This window comes from Streptomyces tritici (assembly GCF_048500665.1).
In the GTDB taxonomy this organism is placed as follows: domain Bacteria; phylum Actinomycetota; class Actinomycetes; order Streptomycetales; family Streptomycetaceae; genus Streptomyces; species Streptomyces tritici.
In genome coordinates, this window is sequence record NZ_CP183183.1 from 4,118,009 (window position 1) to 4,134,659 (window position 16,651).

Below are 16,651 nucleotides of genomic sequence, written 5' to 3' on the forward strand. Positions count from 1 at the left end.
CCGCCCCCCGTATCCCCCTCCGTAACCTGATCCGAGAAGGAACGGGCGGGGGAACGTGGAACATTCGCAGAGCACAGGCGCCGGGCTCCTGCTGGCCGGTCGGTACCGGCTGAGCGAGTCCATCGGGCGCGGCGGCATGGGCAAGGTCTGGCGCGCTCACGACGAGGTGCTGCACCGCACCGTCGCCGTGAAGGAACTGACGGCAGGTCGGTTCGTGTCCGAGGCCGACCGGGCCGTGCTGCACGCCCGGACGCAGAAGGAGGCCCGGGCCGCCGCCCGGATCACGCACCCGGGCGTGGTCACCGTGCACGACGTCCTGGAGCACGACGACCGCCCGTGGATCGTCATGCAGTACGTCGACGGCCCCTCCCTCGCCGACGCGATGAAGGAGTGCTCCCTCGACGCCCGCGAGGCGGCCCGGATCGGCCTGCACGTGCTCGGCGCGCTGCGCGCCGCGCACGCGGCCGGGGTGCTGCACCGCGACGTCAAGCCCGGCAACGTGCTGCTGGCCCGCGACGGCCGGGTCCTGCTCACCGACTTCGGCATCGCCGCGATCGAGGGCGACTCGACGATCACCCGGACCGGCGAACTCGTCGGCTCCATCGACTACCTGGCGCCCGAGCGGGTCCGCGGCGGCGCGCCCGGACCCTCCTCCGACCTGTGGTCGCTGGGCGCGACGCTGTACGCGGCGGTGCAGGGCGTCAGCCCGTTCCGCCGCGACTCGCCGATCACCACCATGCAGGCCGTGGTCACCGAGGAGCCGGAGTTCCCGGAGAAGGCCGGGCCGCTCGCGCCGGTCATCACGGGCCTGCTGCGCAAGGACCCGGACGGCCGGCCGTCGGCCGACGAGGCGGAGCGGATGCTCCTGGAGGCGATGGAGGGCCGGACGCCGAAGGCGGCGCAGGCGTACGTGCCGACCCAGCGCGTCGACCCGGCCCAGCTCGACGCGGTCGTCACCCTCCGCCAGCCCGCGCCGCCCGCCGCCGAGTCCCCGGCCACGGTGGTCCCGGCGCAGGGCCGGCCGTCCTCCGGCGGCCGGTGGCGCACGGTCGTGCTCGCGGCGGTCGTCGCCGGACTGGTCGCGGGCGCCGCGGTGTTCGCCGCCATGTCGTACGGCGACGGCAAGGGCACCGGCGAGCGCGAGAAGAAGCAGGTCGCCGGCCCGACCGCCACGACGGGCACCGAGGAGCGCGACCCCGTGCTCGACCCCGCCGGATGGGTCCGCGTGACGGACCCGGAGGGCTTCAGCATCCTCGTCCCCAAGGGCTGGAAGCGGCAGATCAACCACCAGGGCCAGGTCGACTACACGCCCGACGACACCCGGCACCTGCTGCGGATCAGCATCGACCGGGAGCCGGACTTCGAGACGCCGCTGCTGCACGCCAAGGACCTGGAGAAGCAGCTGAAGAAGCGGGCGCGCTACCAGCGCGTGCGGCTCACCCACAACGTCTTCCGCGACCAGCAGTACGCCGCCCTGCTGGAGTTCACCTGGACCGAGCGGCAGACCCACCCGGGGCCGCGGCGCGCCATCGACCAGCTCTACTACGGCGACGACGGCACGGAGTACGCGCTGTACATGTCCTCGCCCGCGGAGGACTGGGACACCACGCGCCGGCAGTTCGACCACATCCTGAAAAGCTGGCAGCCGCCGGGCGGAGGGCAGTGAGCTTCCGACAGGATGGCGGCATGAACGACAACGGGGGACGGATGAACGAGCCCACCAGCTACGGACTTCAGCCGCCGAGGCCGCCAGTGCAGCCGGTTCCGGCGCAGCAGCGACATCCGCACCACGAGCCCGGCGCCGGCCCGGCCGTCGGCGGGCGGTACCGGCTGCTGGCGCGCCTCGGGCACGGCGGCATGGGCACCGTGTGGCGCGCCCGCGACGAGGTCGTCGACCGCGAGGTGGCCGTCAAGGAGCCGCGCGTGCCGGACCATCTGTCCGAGCAGGAGCGCGGAAACATCCATCTGCGGATGCAGCGCGAGGCCCGCGCGGCCGCGCGGATCGACCACCCGGCCGTGGTCACCGTGCACGACGTCGTCGTCGAGGACGGCCGCCCCTGGGTCGTGATGGAGCTGGTCCGCGGCCAGTCCCTCGCCGACCGGCTCCAGGAGGGCACCCTCGACCCGCGCGAGGCCGCCCGGATCGGCCTGGAGGTACTCGGCGCGCTGACCGCCGCCCACGAGGCGGGCGTGCTGCACCGCGACGTGAAGCCGGACAACGTCCTCCTCGGCCGGGCCGACCGGGTCGTGCTCACCGACTTCGGCATCGCCACGATCGAGGGCGAGCAGCGGCTGACGGAGACCGGCGCGTTCGTGGGCTCGCCGGAGTTCGTCGCGCCGGAGCGGCTGCTGGGGCAGCGGCCGGGGCCGGAGTCGGACCTGTGGTCGCTGGGCGTCGTGCTGTACGCGGCGGTGGAGGGCATGTCGCCGTTCCGCCGCACGAACACCCCGGCGACGCTGCAGGCGGTGCTGTCCGCCGAGCCGCAGTCCCCGGCGCGCGCCCCGGGCGCCTTCGGCGACCTCGTGATGCGGCTGCTGCGCAAGGACCCGGCGGCGCGGCCGGGGCCGGCGGAGATCCGCGCGGTCCTGGAGGCCGTGGCCCGTCCGGTTCCCGTGGCCGCCCCCGTGCCGACGGTCGCCGGGCAGGCCCTCGCCGGACAGCCGTCCGCCGGGCAGCCGCGGCCGGGCAACCGCTGGGTGCCGCCGGTGCTGGCGGAGAGCCGCGGCGCCCGCTTCGGCCTCCTCGGCGGGCTGCTGGCCGTGGTCCTGGCCGCCACGCTGCTGATCATGAACCCGTTCGCCGGCGACGAGCCGCCGCCGGGCTGGCAGCTGCGCCCGGAGCGCGAGCTGCTGCGGGCCGAGGTGACGGTGCCGCAGGAGTACAAGCGCTTCCAGGACGAGCAGTACGGCGCGGTCTGGTACGCCGACCCCAGCGGCGTCTTCGAGATCGACTTCTGGCACGCGGAGGCCAAGGACGACGACCTGGGGGCGGACGCCCAGGGCCGGAAGGCCAAGTACGAGAAGGGCGGCACGAACGGCCTGGAGATGAAGGAGGCCGAGGTCACCGTCAAGGGCGTGCAGCACCAGGGGCGGAAGGCGTCCGAGCTGGTCGTGGACTACGTGCCGTACAGCGCGACCGGCGACGACCCCGTCCGGTACCGGTACCACGAGCTCCTGATCGCGGGGGAGGGCAAGACGTACTGGCACCTGCGGGTGAAGATGCCGGCCGAGGGGAAGGCCGCGACGGACGGTGAGCAGATCTACGCCGAGGTGGTGAAGGGACTGCGGATCGAGGATTTCTCGGCGGCCTCGACCGAGGGCTGAATCGCCGACAATCCCCTGATCAGGGGTTATGTGCCAGCGAACACTGGCGCGGTTGTGAGGGCCTGGCGAAAAGTGTTACCGACGGGTACCCAAAGTCCCCGAGGGGGCCTACCCTCGTCCCTCATGACGGACTCGCAGGCCACCGCCACCGCCACCACCGCCCCGGTCCCCGCCGGCACCAACCCGATCGCCCCCGCCCCGGCCGGCGCGCGCACGGCCGCCGACGTCGTGACCCCGGACCTGGTGGCCCGGCTCACCAAGGGCGTCGTCGGGTCCGGCCGCACCGCCAACCACACGCCGTTCACCGGCGAGAAGCTGGCGGACCTCCCCGAGTCCACCCCCGAGGACGTCGCCGAGGCCTTCGCCCGGGCCCGCGCCGCCCAGTCCGTCTGGGCGGCCACCCCGGTCCGCCGCCGCGCGGCCGTCCTGCTCCGCTTCCACGACCTGCTCCTGGAGCGCCAGGCCGAGGTCCTCGACCTGATCCAGCTGGAGACCGGCAAGGCCCGGCTGCACGCCCACGAGGAGATCCAGGCGGTCGCCGTCGCCGCGCGGCACTACGGCCGCCGCGCCGCCGCGTACCTGAAGCCCAAGCGGCACACCGGCGTCGTTCCGACCCTCACCAAGGTCACCGAGCTGCGCCAGCCGCGCGGGGTCGTCGGCCAGATCGCGCCCTGGAACTACCCGCTGGAGCTCTCCGTCGGCGACGCCCTGCCCGCGTTCGTCTCCGGCAACGCCGTCGTCATGAAGCCGGACACCGAGACCGCGCTGACCGCGCTGTGGGCCCGCGACCTGCTGATCGAGGCGGGTCTGCCGGCCGAGGTCTTCCAGGTCGTCCTCGGCGAGGGCCCGGTCGTCGGCCCGGCCGTCGTCGAGCACGCCGACTACGTCTCCTTCACCGGCTCCACCCGCACCGGCCGCGAGGTCGCCCAGGGCGCCGCGGCCCGGCTCGTCGGCGTCTCCCTGGAGCTCGGCGGCAAGAACGCCATGCTGGTCCTGAAGGACGCCGACGTGGAGAAGGCCGCCGCCGGCGCCGTCCGCGCCTGCTTCTCCTCCGCCGGCCAGCTCTGCATCTCCATCGAGCGCCTCTACGTCCACGCGTCCGTCGCCGACGACTTCGTCGCCCGCTTCGCCGCCCGCACCAAGGCGATGCGGCTCGGCAACTCCCTCGCGTACGGGGCGGACATGGGCTGCCTCGTCGGCGAACGCCAGCTGGAGACCGTCACCCGGCACGTCGAGGAGGCCGTCGCCAAGGGCGCCACGCTCGTCGCCGGCGGTGTCGCCCGGCCCGACATCGGCCCGCTGTTCTACGAGCCGACCATCCTCGACGGCGTCGAGGCGCCCATGGCGGTCTGCGCCGAGGAGACCTTCGGCCCCGTCGTCTCGATCTACCGCTTCACGGACGAGGACGAGGTGATCGAGCAGGCCAACGCCACCGCGTACGGCCTCAACGCCTCGGTCTGGACGAAGGACGCGCGGCGCGGCCACGCCGTCGCGGCCCGGCTGCGCACCGGCACCGTCAACATCAACGAGGGCTACGCCCCGGCCTACGGCAGCGTGCAGTCCCCGATGGGCGGCATGAAGGACTCCGGTCTCGGCCGCCGCCACGGCTCGGAGGGCATCCTCAAGTACACCGAGGCGCAGACCGTCGCCCAGCAGCGGCTGATCCCGCTGGCGCCGTCCTTCGGCATGGACGACGAGAAGTACGCCGCGTTCATGAGCGTCTCGCTGAAGGCGATGAAGGCCCTGCGCCTGCGCTGACCCCGCTTCTTTCCGCACCGTTTCGTTCGAGGAGAGCCATGACTGCGGTACCCCCTGCCCGGAACCGGGACGCTGCCTCGGCAGACGACGCGTACGACCACGACGCGTACGACTACGACGTGATCGTCGTCGGCTCCGGCTTCGGCGGCTCGGTCACGGCCCTGCGGCTCACCGAGAAGGGCTACCGGGTCGGCGTCCTGGAGGCCGGCCGCCGCTTCGCCCGCGAGGAACTGCCCCGGAACTCCTGGGACCTGAAGAACTTCCTGTGGGCCCCGGCGCTCGGCCTGTACGGCATCCAGCGCATCCACCTGCTCGGCAACGTGATGGTGCTGGCCGGCGCGGGCGTCGGCGGCGGCTCTCTCAATTACGCCAACACCTTGTACGAACCCCTCGCCCCGTTCTTCGACGACCCGCAGTGGAAGGACATCACCGACTGGCGCGACGAGCTGAAGCCGTACTACGACCAGGCCAAGCGCATGCTGGGCGTCCGGCTCAACCCGACGATGACCCCCTCGGACGTCCATCTGAAGGCGACCGCGCAGGCCATGGGCATCGGCGACACCTTCCACATGGCGCCGGTGGGCGTGTTCTTCGGGGACGGCAAGGACGGCACCGGCGAGGCGAAGGCGAAGCCGGGCGGCGAGGTCGCGGACCCGTTCTTCGGCGGCGTGGGCCCCTCCCGCAAGGCGTGCACCGAGTGCGGCGAGTGCATGACCGGCTGCCGGCACGGCGCGAAGAACACCCTCAACGAGAACTACCTCTACCTCGCGGAGAAGGCCGGCGCGGTCGTCCACCCGCTGACCTCCGTCGTCGCCGTCACCGAGGACTCGCGCGGCGGGTACGCGGTCAGGACGCTGCCGACGAACGACCGCAGGAAGGGCAAGGGCCGCACCTTCACCGCGCAAAAGGTCGTGATCGCCGCCGGCACGTACGGCACCCAGACGCTGCTGCACCGGATGAAGGACACCGGTCTGCTGCCCCGGATCTCCGCCCGGCTCGGCGAGCTGACCCGCACCAACTCCGAGGGCCTGGTCGGCTCGCAGACCACCGACCGGCGCTACCGCAAGAAGCACGGCCAGGCGAAGGCCGACTTCACCCGCGGCGTCGCCATCACCTCGTCCGTCCACCCGGACGAGAACACCCACATCGAGCCGGTCCGGTACGGCAAGGGCTCCAACTCGATGGGCGCGCTGACGATCCTCCAGGTGCCCTACGGCGCCCACCGGGTGCGCCGGTGGCTGCTGGAACTGGTCAAGCACCCCGCGCTCGCGGCCCGTTCGCTGTCCAACCGGCGCTGGTCGGAGCGGACCATCATCGGCCTCGTGATGCAGTCCCTGGACAACTCGCTGACCACCTACCGCAAGCCCCGCGGCCTCGGGAAGGGCCTGCTCACCGCCCGCCAGGGCCACGGAGCGCCGAACCCGACGCAGATCGAGGCGGCGACCCGGGCGGCGAGCCTGCTGGCCGAGGAGATCAACGGCTTCGCCGGCTCCAACGTCGGCGAGCTGATGGGCACCCCGCTGACCGCCCATTTCCTCGGCGGCTGCCCGATCGGCGCGGACGCGGAGTCGGGCGTCATCGACCCGTACCACCGGCTGTACGGCCACCCGGGCATCTCGGTCGTGGACGGCGCGGCCGTCTCCGCGAACCTGGGCGTCAACCCCTCGCTGACCATCACGGCGCAGGCGGAGCGGGCGATGTCGTTCTGGCCGAACAAGGGCGAGGAGGACCCGCGCCCGGCGCAGAGCGAGGCGTACGTCCGGCTCGCTCCGGTCGAGCCGAAGTCCCCGGTCGTCCCGGCGGACGCCTTCGGCGCGCTGAAGCTGCCGTTCCTGGGCATGCCGACGGTCCCGAAGAAGAAGCCGTAGGCAGGCCGTAGGCACAAGAAAGGCGCTGCGCCCCCCTCCGAGCGCAGCGCCTTTCTGTCTGTGGGGGCCGGAGCCCTTAGGCGGTGGCACCGCCGTTACGACGCCGCATCGCGAACACGACGCCCGCACCGGCGACGACGGCCACACCACCGGCGATGCCGATGACCGGCAGCACGTCGGAGGAGCCGGTCTCGGCGAGCGTGCCGGTCAGCTGCGGGGAGGTGTCGTTGGAGGGCTTGGTGTCCGGAACCGGGACCTTGCCGCCTTCCTGCGGCTTGGTGCCGTCGGTGTCCGTGCCCGACTTCACGATCTGGAACTTGTAGGCGACGTCGCCCTGGCCGAGGCAGTCGTCCTCGCCGACGTACAGGCCGGCGCCCAGGGTGAAGCCGGCGCCGACGGGGGCGCTCGCCTTCACGTTCAGGCGCATCGGGATCTCGACCTCGTAGCCCGCCTCGATCTCGTCGGTCTGGCCGACGTAGCCGACGGCGTCGCCGTCCATGTCGAGGGTCTCCCAGCCGTCGTCGTTCTTGACCTGGAGCTCGACCTGCTTGGTCTTGAAGAGCTTGTCGCCCATGTCGTCGGCGGCGGCGCCGGCGAAGAAGTGCACCTCGCGGAGGGTCTTCTCGGAGCCGTTGTAGACGTTGAGGCTGAAGGTGTGCCAGCCGCTGCCCGCGGCGATCTTGCCGGGCAGGCCGGCGACGTTGAGCTCCAGCTCGCCGTCCTTGCAGATCGGCGGCTCGGGGAACTCGTCGTCCTCGCCCGGCTCCTCGCCGGTCTCGTCCTTGTCCTCGTCCTCGCCGGTGGCGGGCTTGTCCTCGCCCTTCGGCGTGGTGTCGGCCTGGTCGCCGTTCTTGTCGCCCTCGGCGTCCGGCGTGGTGTCCGCGTTCTCGTCGGTGTCCGCGTCCGGGGTGGTGGTCTCGGGGGACTTGTCGTCCGCCGGGGCGTCGGCGTCCTGGTCCGGGGTGGAGTCCGTGCCGTTCGACGTCGTGGTGTCGTCGTTCGTCGGCGTGGGGGTGTCCGTGGTGGTGCTCGTCGTGCCGCCATCGGTCGCATACGCGGCCGGGGCCGCCAGAAGGGCGGCGGGCGCGATGACGGCCGTCGCGGCGGCGACGGCCAGGGCGCGGCGAAGCTGCTTCATCAGATCCTCGGGGCAGTGCGGGGGGCCGTGCCGTGGGCTCACGGCGCGGAAGTCTGGAGGGTCCGCCCGTGTGGCGGCCACGGGCGGGACCGTTGGTTCCGCATGCATGACCTGTGGCCCGCGGGATTGGTTGTACGCCAAAGCCCCGGTCGGCGTGTGACGCGTGTCACGTACGCGGACCGGGGCCTCGCGGGGGCGCCGGGAGGGAGACGGCGCGGGGACTGTGGGGGACGGCCGAGGTAGGGGCGGATGCGGCCGGCTCCGGGCGTCCCCGGAGCCGACCGTCCTTTCTGGGTGACCGGGCTGCTGTCCCCTGCGGTCCGGTCACGAGCGCCGGGACGCGGTCCCACGACGCACCTGCAGTGCGTCACGCGACCCGGCGAAGCCACGCGTGGTTTTTCGGGCCCGCCCCTGGCTGGCACGGACACCGGGACCAACGAAGCCGCCGCGGGCCCGGTCACGCGCCGTACGGGTGAGTCCCGAACCGCACGGGCGTTCCCGGGGCCCCTCCGCGGGCGTGGTCAGATGCGGCCCCGGCACAGCTCCAGCATGGTCATCGCGAGCGCGGTGCCGGGCTTGCCGAGGGCGTCCCGGTAGTGGCCGAGGACCTCCATCTCGCGGGCCAGGTTCACCCGGCGGCCGCCGGAGGAGATCCGGGCCTCCTGGATGACGGCCGAGACGGCCATCCGTTCCTGGATCAGGCCGATGATCCGGTCGTCGAGCGCGTCGATGCGCTCGCGGGCGCCGCCGATCAGGGTCGCCGCCTCGTCCGTGCGGGCGCCGGTCTTCTCGGTCGCGGTCTGCGTCTGGGGCTGGGTCTGCGTCGTCATGTCTCGGGGCTCCTCGTGGTGGGGTTCTGCCCCCGAGCGGTCCGGCCCGGTGAAACGCAGAGCGCCCCGGGCCTTGTCGGCCCGGGGCGCCTGGGAAGTCGCTTGTCAGTTGCTCAAGCAGCACGACCATGGCAGCCGGTGGGCCGGTTGCCATAGGTAAAGACGAAGGTCGTGAGCGTGCGCATGGCGGACAGTATGGACCCCTTTGCCGCACCCCGGTCAACCCGGTTCGGATGGTGAGACGAAAGGCAACGACCGGCACGCCGGTAGAATCGACAAATAGAGAACCCCTCCATCCCAGCCGGAAGGCCGCCGTAGTGTCCTCAGCGCCCCCCGCTGCCGCGCCCGACGTCGTCCTGGTCGTCGACTTCGGCGCCCAGTACGCCCAGCTCATCGCCCGTCGCGTCCGTGAGGCCCGGGTCTACAGCGAGATCGTCCCGTCCACCATGCCGGTGGCCGAGATGCTGGCCAAGAAGCCGAAGGCGATCATCCTCTCCGGCGGTCCCTCGTCCGTGTACGCGGAGGGCGCCCCGCGCCTCGACCGCGAGATCTTCGAGGCGGGCATCCCCGTCTTCGGCATGTGCTACGGCTTCCAGCTGATGGCCACCACCCTCGGCGGCACCGTCGACAACACCGGCGCCCGCGAGTACGGCCGCACGCCGCTGCACGTCTCCAAGACCGGCTCGACCCTCTTCGAGGGCACCCCGGCCGAGCAGTCCGTGTGGATGTCGCACGGCGACGCCTGCTCCGCCGCCCCCGAGGGCTTCACCGTCACCGCGTCCACCGACGTGGTCCCGGTCGCCGCCTTCGAGAACGACGAGAAGAAGCTGTACGGCGTCCAGTACCACCCCGAGGTGCTGCACTCCACGCACGGCCAGCAGATCCTGGAGCACTTCCTCTACCGCGGCGCCGGCATCCAGCCCACCTGGACCACCGGCAACGTGATCGAGGAGCAGGTCGCCGCGATCCGCGCCCAGGTCGGCAGCAAGCGCGCCATCTGCGGCCTGTCCGGCGGCGTCGACTCCGCCGTGGCCGCCGCGCTGGTGCAGAAGGCCATCGGCTCGCAGCTCACCTGCGTGTACGTCGACCACGGTCTGATGCGCAAGGGCGAGACCGAGCAGGTCGAGAAGGACTTCGTGGCCGCCACCGGCGTCCAGCTGAAGGTCGTCGACGCGCAGGAGCGGTTCCTCTCCGCCCTGGCCGGCGTGAGCGACCCGGAGACCAAGCGCAAGATCATCGGCCGGGAGTTCATCCGCGTCTTCGAGCAGGCGCAGGCCGAGATCGTCGCCGAGGGCGCCGCCGACGGCGAGGAGGTCGCCTTCCTCGTCCAGGGCACGCTCTACCCGGACATCGTCGAGTCCGGCGGCGGCACCGGCACCGCCAACATCAAGTCCCACCACAACGTGGGCGGCCTCCCCGAGGACCTGGAGTTCGAGCTCGTCGAGCCGCTGCGCCAGCTGTTCAAGGACGAGGTGCGCATGGTCGGCCAGGAGCTCGGCCTGCCCGAGGAGATCGTCCAGCGCCAGCCGTTCCCCGGCCCCGGCCTCGGCATCCGCATCGTCGGCGAGGTCACCAAGGAGCGTCTGGACCTGCTGCGCGAGGCCGACGCCATCGCCCGCGAGGAGCTGACGGCCGCCGGTCTCGACCGCGAGATCTGGCAGTGCCCGGTCGTGCTGCTCGCCGACGTCCGCTCCGTCGGCGTCCAGGGCGACGGCCGCACCTACGGTCACCCGATCGTGCTGCGCCCCGTCTCCTCCGAGGACGCCATGACGGCCGACTGGTCGCGCCTGCCGTACGAGGTCCTCGCCCGGATCTCCACCCGCATCACCAACGAGGTCCCGGACGTCAACCGGGTCGTCCTCGACGTGACCAGCAAGCCGCCGGGCACCATCGAGTGGGAGTAGTCCTCCCCGTACGGGTGTGAAGCCGCCGTCCCCTGCAAGGGGCGGCGGCTTCGTCGTGCCGGCGCTCTGGTCACTTCCACCCCCCGGCGTTACCTTCCCGCCCATGAGCGAGACACCGGCCCCCATACCCGCGGATCGGCTCCGGTTCGCGACGCCCCCCGTCCACGCGACGTGCGAGGAGGAGCGGACGTACCGCAAGCAGCGGCTCGCGGGCGCGCTCCGGATCTTCGGCTCCCTCGGGTACGAGGACGGGGTCTCCGGGCACGTCACCGCCCGCGACCCCGAGCACGAGGACTGCTACTGGGTGAACCCCTTCGGCGAGCCCTTCGCCGGCATCCGGGCGAGCGATCTGCTCCTCGTCGACGGCGACGGCCGGGTCCGCCACGGCGAGCACCGCGTGAACCAGGCCGCCTTCGGCGTCCACGCGGCCGTGCACCGCGCCCGGCCCGAGGTCGTCGCCGTCGCCCACGCCCACACCGCGTACGGCCGCGCGCTGGCCGCCCTCGGAGAGCTGATCGAGCCGCTCACCCAGGAGTCCTGCGCCTTCTACCGCGACCACGCCCTCTTCGACGGCTTCACCGGCGCGGCGGTCGACGAGGACGAGGGGCCCGCCATCGCCACGGCCCTCGGCCCGTACAAGGCGATCGTGCTGCGCAACCACGGGCTGCTCACCGTGGGGGACTCCGTCGATGCGGCGGCCTGGTGGTTCATCGCCCTGGAGCGGGCCTGCGAGATCCAGCTCGCCGCCCGGGCCGCGGGCAAGCCCGTGCCGCTCGGCCACCAGGACGCGCTCGCCTCCCGCGCGCAGCTCGGCAGCGATCTGGTGGCGTGGTTCAGCTACCAGCCGCTGTGGCGGCGGATCAGCCGTGCGGAGCCCGAACTGCTGTCGTAGACAGGTCGGACATGAGCGTCTTACTCGTCAATCCGATTCTGTGCCGAATCACCCTCCGGAGGGGCGCGCGCAGCCCCGGAAGTGCTCCCTCCGTGCGGCACAATTCCCTGTATTCATGCGGTGGTTGACGCAGAACGTCGAACAGGGAGCGTGCGCCGTGGCGGTGCCGGAGGCGGAACAGTGCGCGGAGGGGACGGCGTGCGCGCACGGCGCGCGGGCGGCGCACCGGCGCGCCGTCGCCGCCTTCCTGGCCCGCCGGGACGAGCTCGCCGGCGGGCACGGCGTGCCCGCCGCGCTCGCCCACTCGCCGGTCGCGTCCCGGCAGTGGGTCTCGGACGAGCTCGCCCAGTCCGCCCGGACCGTCGCGGTGCGCGACCGGGCCGCCGGCGAGGAATGGACCGGCCGGGTCTGGCGCGGCAGCCTCGCCGCCGTCGGCGGGGGGCTGGTGGCCCTGCTGCTCGGCCAGGCGTTCACCGCGATCGGCGCCGGCTGGACGGCCGGCCGCACCCGCGCCCTGCTCGCCGCGTTTCTTACCGCCGCGGTGCTGCTCGCCGCCGCCCGCGCCCACCGCGCCCGCGGCGGGCTGCTCGCCCCGCTGATCGGCGACGACAACCGGCTCTCCACCTCCCGCACGGTCGCCGCGGCCTGGCTGCTGTTCACGGGGTACGCGCTGCTGCTGCCGGCGTTCGCCCGGGTGGCGGGCGCGGGCCCTGCGGACCTCGGGCTCGCCCGGGGCGCGGGGCTGCTGACCGTGTTCGCGCTCGCCTCGGTGACCGCCGTCGCGGTCCGCCGCCTCGTGCTCGTACGGGTCCTGGGACGGCGGCTGCAGAAGGTGCGGGCCGACCGGCCGCGCGCCGCGGACCTGCTGTGCGACGACGGCGGCCGGGCCTGCCTGGCGGACGTGCAGTACGTGCTGGTCTCCGCCGCCGCCCTGGTGGTTGCCGCGGCCGAACTGGCCGCCGCGCCCGGCCGGCTGCCCGCCCTGCCGTGGTCGCCGGTGGTCCTGGTGGCCGTGTCGACCGTCGTGTACCTCGCCGGGAAGGGCGCCGAGGGCGGCCGGCCGGTGATCCTGTCGGTGGTGCGGGCCCGCGAGGCGGGCGACCTGGACGCGCCGATCCGGGTCGGCGACGACATCGAGATCCGCGGCGCGGGTTTCGTGCCGCCGGGCGCGGGCGGCCCGGACGCGCTGACCCGGCTGGTCGTCCGCGTCGGCCCGGTGCACGCCCACGTGCCGCTGGTGCCGGTGACCGGCGGCTTCGCCAACCCGACGGACTCCGTGCTGACCGTGCCGCTGCCGGCGGACGTGGAACCGGGCCGGGTGGAGGTCTCGGTGGTGACGGCCGCGGGCGTGGAGACCGAGCGGGTGACCGTCGACATCGCCGACTGACCGGCCGCCGCCGCCGGCGGGCCCCGCCGGGCCGGACGTGTGACCGTTGAACCGTCCGGGCGTGCCCCGCGTATACCCGGAGAGGGCTCCGGGGACCATCGGGTACGCGGACAGCGGCGCGGAGAGGCAGGCGGCGATGACACACACGTACCATCCGGATCCCCGGGACCGGGCCCGGTGGGACTCCGCCGGCCCGAAGGACACCGCCGCGCACTACGCGCTGCTGCCGCTGCGGATCTTCCTCGGCGTCACCTTCGTCTACGCGGGGATCGACAAACTCACCGATCCGGTGTTCCTCTCCGACACCGGCTCCGGCTCGATCGGCGAGCTGATGCGCGGCGTCCGCGACGGCGCCGCGATCCCGGGCCTGGTCGACCTGGCTCTGAAGGACCCGAGCGGCTTCGGCCACGCCATCGCGATCGGCGAACTCGCCGTGGGCCTGGGCACCCTGGCGGGACTCTTCGCCCGGCTCGCCGCGCTCGGCGGGGCGCTGATCTCGCTGAGCCTGTGGCTGACGGTGAGCTGGCAGACCGAGCCGTACTACTACGGCAACGACCTCGCGTACCTCATGGCCTGGCTCCCGCTGGTGCTCGCCGGGGCTCCGTACTGGTCGCTGGACGCCCGGCTCCGCCGCCGGCGCCGCGGGTGAACACCTCGCTGCGCAGCGGCGGCACCGCTCCGGCGACGGCGCGGGACGGCGGCCGCCCGCGCCGGTCCCGGACCGCCGTGGGGACGGCGGCCCTGGCCCTGCTGCCGCTGGGCCTGCTGGCCGGGGCCTCGTACCTCGGGCGGTACGTCCGCCCCAGCGCCGACGAATGGTGCTTCCTGCCGCTCGTGCGCGACCAGGGCGTCGCCGGTCTCGCCGGCTCCTTCTACCTCACCGACAACGGGCGGCTCGGCAACGGCCTGCTCGTCGGTCTCTACGCGGGCTTCCCGGTCGCCGGCCACCAGTGGTACGCGCCGGTCAGCGCCGTCGTCGTACTCGGCGTGCTGTGGGCCCTGACCGTGCTCCTGCTGCGCGCGGCCGGGCAACAGGCGCCGCGCGGGACGCCGCTGTGCGTCGCCGCGACGGTCACGGCCCTGTTCCTGTTCGCCACGCCCAACACGTACAAGACCTTCTTCTGGCCGGCCGCCTCCGTCTCGCACACGCTGGCCCCGGTGCTGGCCTGCGCGGCGGCGCTCCCGCTGCTGCGGGCCGGCAGCCGCCGGGGGCGGATCGCCGCCGTGGCCGTGGTGGTGCCGGCCGGCGTCTTCCTGGGCACCCTCTCCGAGGAGACGACCGTCGTCGCCCTGGTGCTGCTCGGCGGCGCCGTGCTGGGCGCCCCGCTCCTCTTCGCCGAGCATGTCCGCTCCTTCGCCCGCCTCTGGTCGCTCGCCGCCATGGCGGGCCTCGTCCTCGGGGCGCTCGTGCTGATGACGTCCCCCGGTTCGCGCAGGCGGCGGGAGCGGTACGAGGCGGAGACCGTCTCGATGCTCGCGCCGGAGTCGCTGACCGCCTCGGCGCGGGCCCACGCGCGCATCCTGGAGACCGTGCTGACGACCTGGCCGTACGTGGGCGCCGTCGCGGCCGGTGTGCTGCTCGGGCTGCTGGCGCGCCGCCGCCCCGGACACCGGCCGGTCCTCATGCCGTGCCGCCCGCTGCTGCTGGCCTGCCTCGGCACGCTCGCGTTCCTGGTCTGCGGCTACCTGTGCACCGTCCTCGCCTATCCGGCCTTCGGCGCGCGGGTGGTGCGGACCGAACGGATCTGGAACGACTGGCTGCTGCTGTACGTCCTGCTGCTGGTCGGCCTCGGCGCGCTGCTGGGCCGCCGGCTGCGCCTGGACGGCGGCGGCCGGACGGCCATGGTGACCGCGCCGGCCGCGGCCGTGTGCGCGGTGTCCGTCCTGGCGCTGGCCGCGCCGCTCGCCGAGCTGGGCGGCGACATGAAGGTGCGGGCCCGGCAGTGGGACCGCCAGGACCGGTGGCTGCGCGAGCAGGCCGCGAGCGGGGTGCGGGTCGCCCCGTACACGCCGCTGCCGGTCGCCCGGATGCTGGAACCGTTCGGCGACCAGGGCCGCAAGATCTGGCCGGCCCGGTGCGTCGCCGCGTACTACCGCCTGGACCGGGTCACTCCCGGGGAGCGGCTTCCGTGACCCGGGCGTCGGCCTGACGGGTGGCGGCCGCGCCGGAGGTGATGGCCCAGCGGGCGAGCAGGAACGTCAGCGGGGTGACGGCGATTCCGGCCGCGAGGGCGGCGAGGTTCTCGCCCATGCCGAGCCGGCTGACGGCGAGGTGCAGCAGGACGCCGCTGCCGACGACGTTGACCGCGCCCGACAGCGGGTAGCGGGCGAAGGCCCGCCAGGTCGGCCTCGTGCGCAGGGTGACGTACGAGTTGAGCAGGAACGAGCCGACGAAGGCGGCCGTGTACGCCACGGCGTGCGCGGCCAGATAGGGCAGCGGGACGTTGAGCGCGGCGTAGAGCCCGTAGTACACCGCCGTGTTGACCAGCCCGATCGCGGCGAACGAGGCGAACTGCGCCGTGCCGGGCGCCCGGACGAGGCCGGCGAGCCGGGGTCTCACGGCTCCGGCCGCGCCCGCACGGCGGCCGCCGGGGCCGCGGAGTGCGCGGGGTCGCGGGCGTCCGTCTCCTGGACGACGTAGTGGGGGCGGCGTTTGGCCTCGTGGTAGATCCGCCCCACGTACTCGCCGATGACGCCGACGGTGGCGAGCTGGATGCCGCTGAGCGCGACGACGGCGGTCAGGAGCGTCGCGTAGCCGGGCGTGTCGACGCCGTTCAGGACGGTGTTGGCGACGATCCACAGCGCGTAGGCGAAGGCCGACAGGAAGAGCCACAGGCCCGTGTGGATGGCCAGGCGCAGCGGACGGCTGTTGAAGGAGAGCAGCCCGTCGATGCCGTAGTCGAGCAGCCGCCGGCCGCCCCATTTGGACCGGCCGGCCGCCCGCGCGCAGTTGCGGTAGGCGAGGGTGACGGTGTCGAAGCCGATCCACGAGAACAGGCCCTTGGAGAAGCGGTTGCTCTCCGGCAGGGACAGGACCGCCTCGACCGCGCGCCGCGAGAGGAGCCGGAAGTCCCCGGCGCCGTCGACGATCTCCACGTCCATGAAGTGGCGCACGAGGCGGTAGTAGGCCCGGCTGAGCGTGCTGCGCACGGCTCCTTCGCCGGTCCGGTCGCGCCGGGCGACGACCTGGTCGTAGCCGTGCCGGTGCAGCTCCAGCATGCGGGGGACGAGCTCCGGCGGATGCTGGAGGTCGGCGTCCATGAGGACGACCGCCCCGCCGCGGGCCATCCGCATGCCGGCCAGCAGGGCGGACTCCTTGCCGAAGTTTCGGCTGAAGGACGTGTAGCGCACGCGCGGGTCCGTCGCCGCGAGCTGCCGCAGCCGTTCCCGGGTCGGGTCGCCGCTGCCGTCGTCGACGTAGCAGATCTCGAAGCTCTCGCCGAGCGGTTCGAGCGCGGCGAGCAGCGCGGTGTGGAAGGCGTCGAGCACCTCGCTCTCGTCGAAGCACGGCACGACGATCGAGACACGGACCATTGGCCCAGTGAAGCGC

At 73.4% G+C, this 16,651-nt stretch carries 13 protein-coding genes; 9 read left to right on the forward strand and 4 right to left on the reverse strand.

Annotated elements, in window-relative coordinates:
• Window positions 1-55 precede the first annotated feature (55 nt).
• The 4 genes from ACNJ93_RS19235 (at window position 56) to ACNJ93_RS19250 (ending at window position 6,950) form a co-directional block, all read left to right on the forward strand.
• Window positions 56-1,666: a serine/threonine-protein kinase gene (locus ACNJ93_RS19235; RefSeq protein WP_418958625.1), complete on the forward strand. Its 1,611-nt coding sequence runs from the start codon at window positions 56-58 to the stop codon at window positions 1,664-1,666.
• Between the two features lie 20 nt (window positions 1,667-1,686).
• The gene (locus tag ACNJ93_RS19240; protein WP_418958626.1) at window positions 1,687-3,324 is read left to right on the forward strand and encodes a serine/threonine-protein kinase; all 1,638 of its coding nucleotides are present in this window, start codon (window positions 1,687-1,689) and stop codon (window positions 3,322-3,324) included.
• A 123-nt stretch (window positions 3,325-3,447) separates the two neighbouring features.
• Window positions 3,448-5,082 (forward strand): succinic semialdehyde dehydrogenase, encoded by a 1,635-nt coding sequence (locus ACNJ93_RS19245; RefSeq protein WP_418958627.1) that lies wholly within the window; start codon window positions 3,448-3,450, stop codon window positions 5,080-5,082.
• Window positions 5,083-5,120: 38 nt separating this feature from the next.
• The gene (locus ACNJ93_RS19250; protein WP_418958628.1) at window positions 5,121-6,950 is read left to right on the forward strand and encodes a GMC oxidoreductase; all 1,830 of its coding nucleotides are present in this window, start codon (window positions 5,121-5,123) and stop codon (window positions 6,948-6,950) included.
• A gap of 76 nt (window positions 6,951-7,026) precedes the next feature.
• Here ACNJ93_RS19250 and ACNJ93_RS19255 read toward each other — a convergent pair whose 3' ends face one another.
• Window positions 7,027-8,088 carry a hypothetical protein gene (locus ACNJ93_RS19255; RefSeq protein WP_418958629.1) on the reverse strand — a complete coding sequence of 354 codons (1,062 nt, stop codon included), beginning with the start codon at window positions 8,086-8,088 and terminating at the stop codon, window positions 7,027-7,029.
• A gap of 521 nt (window positions 8,089-8,609) precedes the next feature.
• On the reverse strand, window positions 8,610-8,918 hold the full coding sequence (locus tag ACNJ93_RS19260) for a chorismate mutase (RefSeq protein ID WP_418958630.1): 309 nt from the start codon (window positions 8,916-8,918) through the stop codon (window positions 8,610-8,612).
• A gap of 317 nt (window positions 8,919-9,235) precedes the next feature.
• Between ACNJ93_RS19260 and guaA the strand changes: the two genes are divergently transcribed.
• The 5 genes from guaA (at window position 9,236) to ACNJ93_RS19285 (ending at window position 15,234) form a co-directional block, all read left to right on the forward strand.
• Complete coding sequence (gene guaA, locus ACNJ93_RS19265; RefSeq protein WP_418958631.1) at window positions 9,236-10,822, forward strand: glutamine-hydrolyzing GMP synthase; 1,587 nt, start codon at window positions 9,236-9,238, stop codon at window positions 10,820-10,822.
• 103 nt (window positions 10,823-10,925) lie between these two features.
• On the forward strand, window positions 10,926-11,714 hold the full coding sequence (locus tag ACNJ93_RS19270; protein ID WP_418958632.1) for a class II aldolase/adducin family protein: 789 nt from the start codon (window positions 10,926-10,928) through the stop codon (window positions 11,712-11,714).
• Window positions 11,715-11,829: 115 nt separating this feature from the next.
• Entirely contained in the window at window positions 11,830-13,101 is a 1,272-nt protein-coding gene (locus tag ACNJ93_RS19275) for a hypothetical protein (protein WP_418958633.1), read from the forward strand.
• 136 nt (window positions 13,102-13,237) lie between these two features.
• Window positions 13,238-13,750: a DoxX family protein gene (locus ACNJ93_RS19280; protein ID WP_418958634.1), complete on the forward strand. Its 513-nt coding sequence runs from the start codon at window positions 13,238-13,240 to the stop codon at window positions 13,748-13,750.
• A complete protein-coding gene (locus ACNJ93_RS19285; RefSeq protein WP_418958635.1) occupies window positions 13,747-15,234 on the forward strand; it encodes a DUF6056 family protein in 1,488 nt (495 codons plus the stop codon). The genes ACNJ93_RS19280 and ACNJ93_RS19285 overlap by 4 nt, the downstream gene beginning before the upstream one ends.
• Here the strand turns inward: ACNJ93_RS19285 and ACNJ93_RS19290 are convergent.
• Window positions 15,209-15,661, reverse strand: coding sequence for a GtrA family protein (locus tag ACNJ93_RS19290; protein ID WP_418958636.1), 453 nt, complete (start codon window positions 15,659-15,661; stop codon window positions 15,209-15,211). The two genes, ACNJ93_RS19285 and ACNJ93_RS19290, sit on opposite strands and share 26 nt — an antisense overlap.
• Complete coding sequence (locus ACNJ93_RS19295; RefSeq protein WP_418958637.1) at window positions 15,658-16,635, reverse strand: glycosyltransferase family 2 protein; 978 nt, start codon at window positions 16,633-16,635, stop codon at window positions 15,658-15,660. The genes ACNJ93_RS19290 and ACNJ93_RS19295 overlap by 4 nt, the downstream gene beginning before the upstream one ends.
• Window positions 16,636-16,651: the final 16 nt, after the last annotated feature.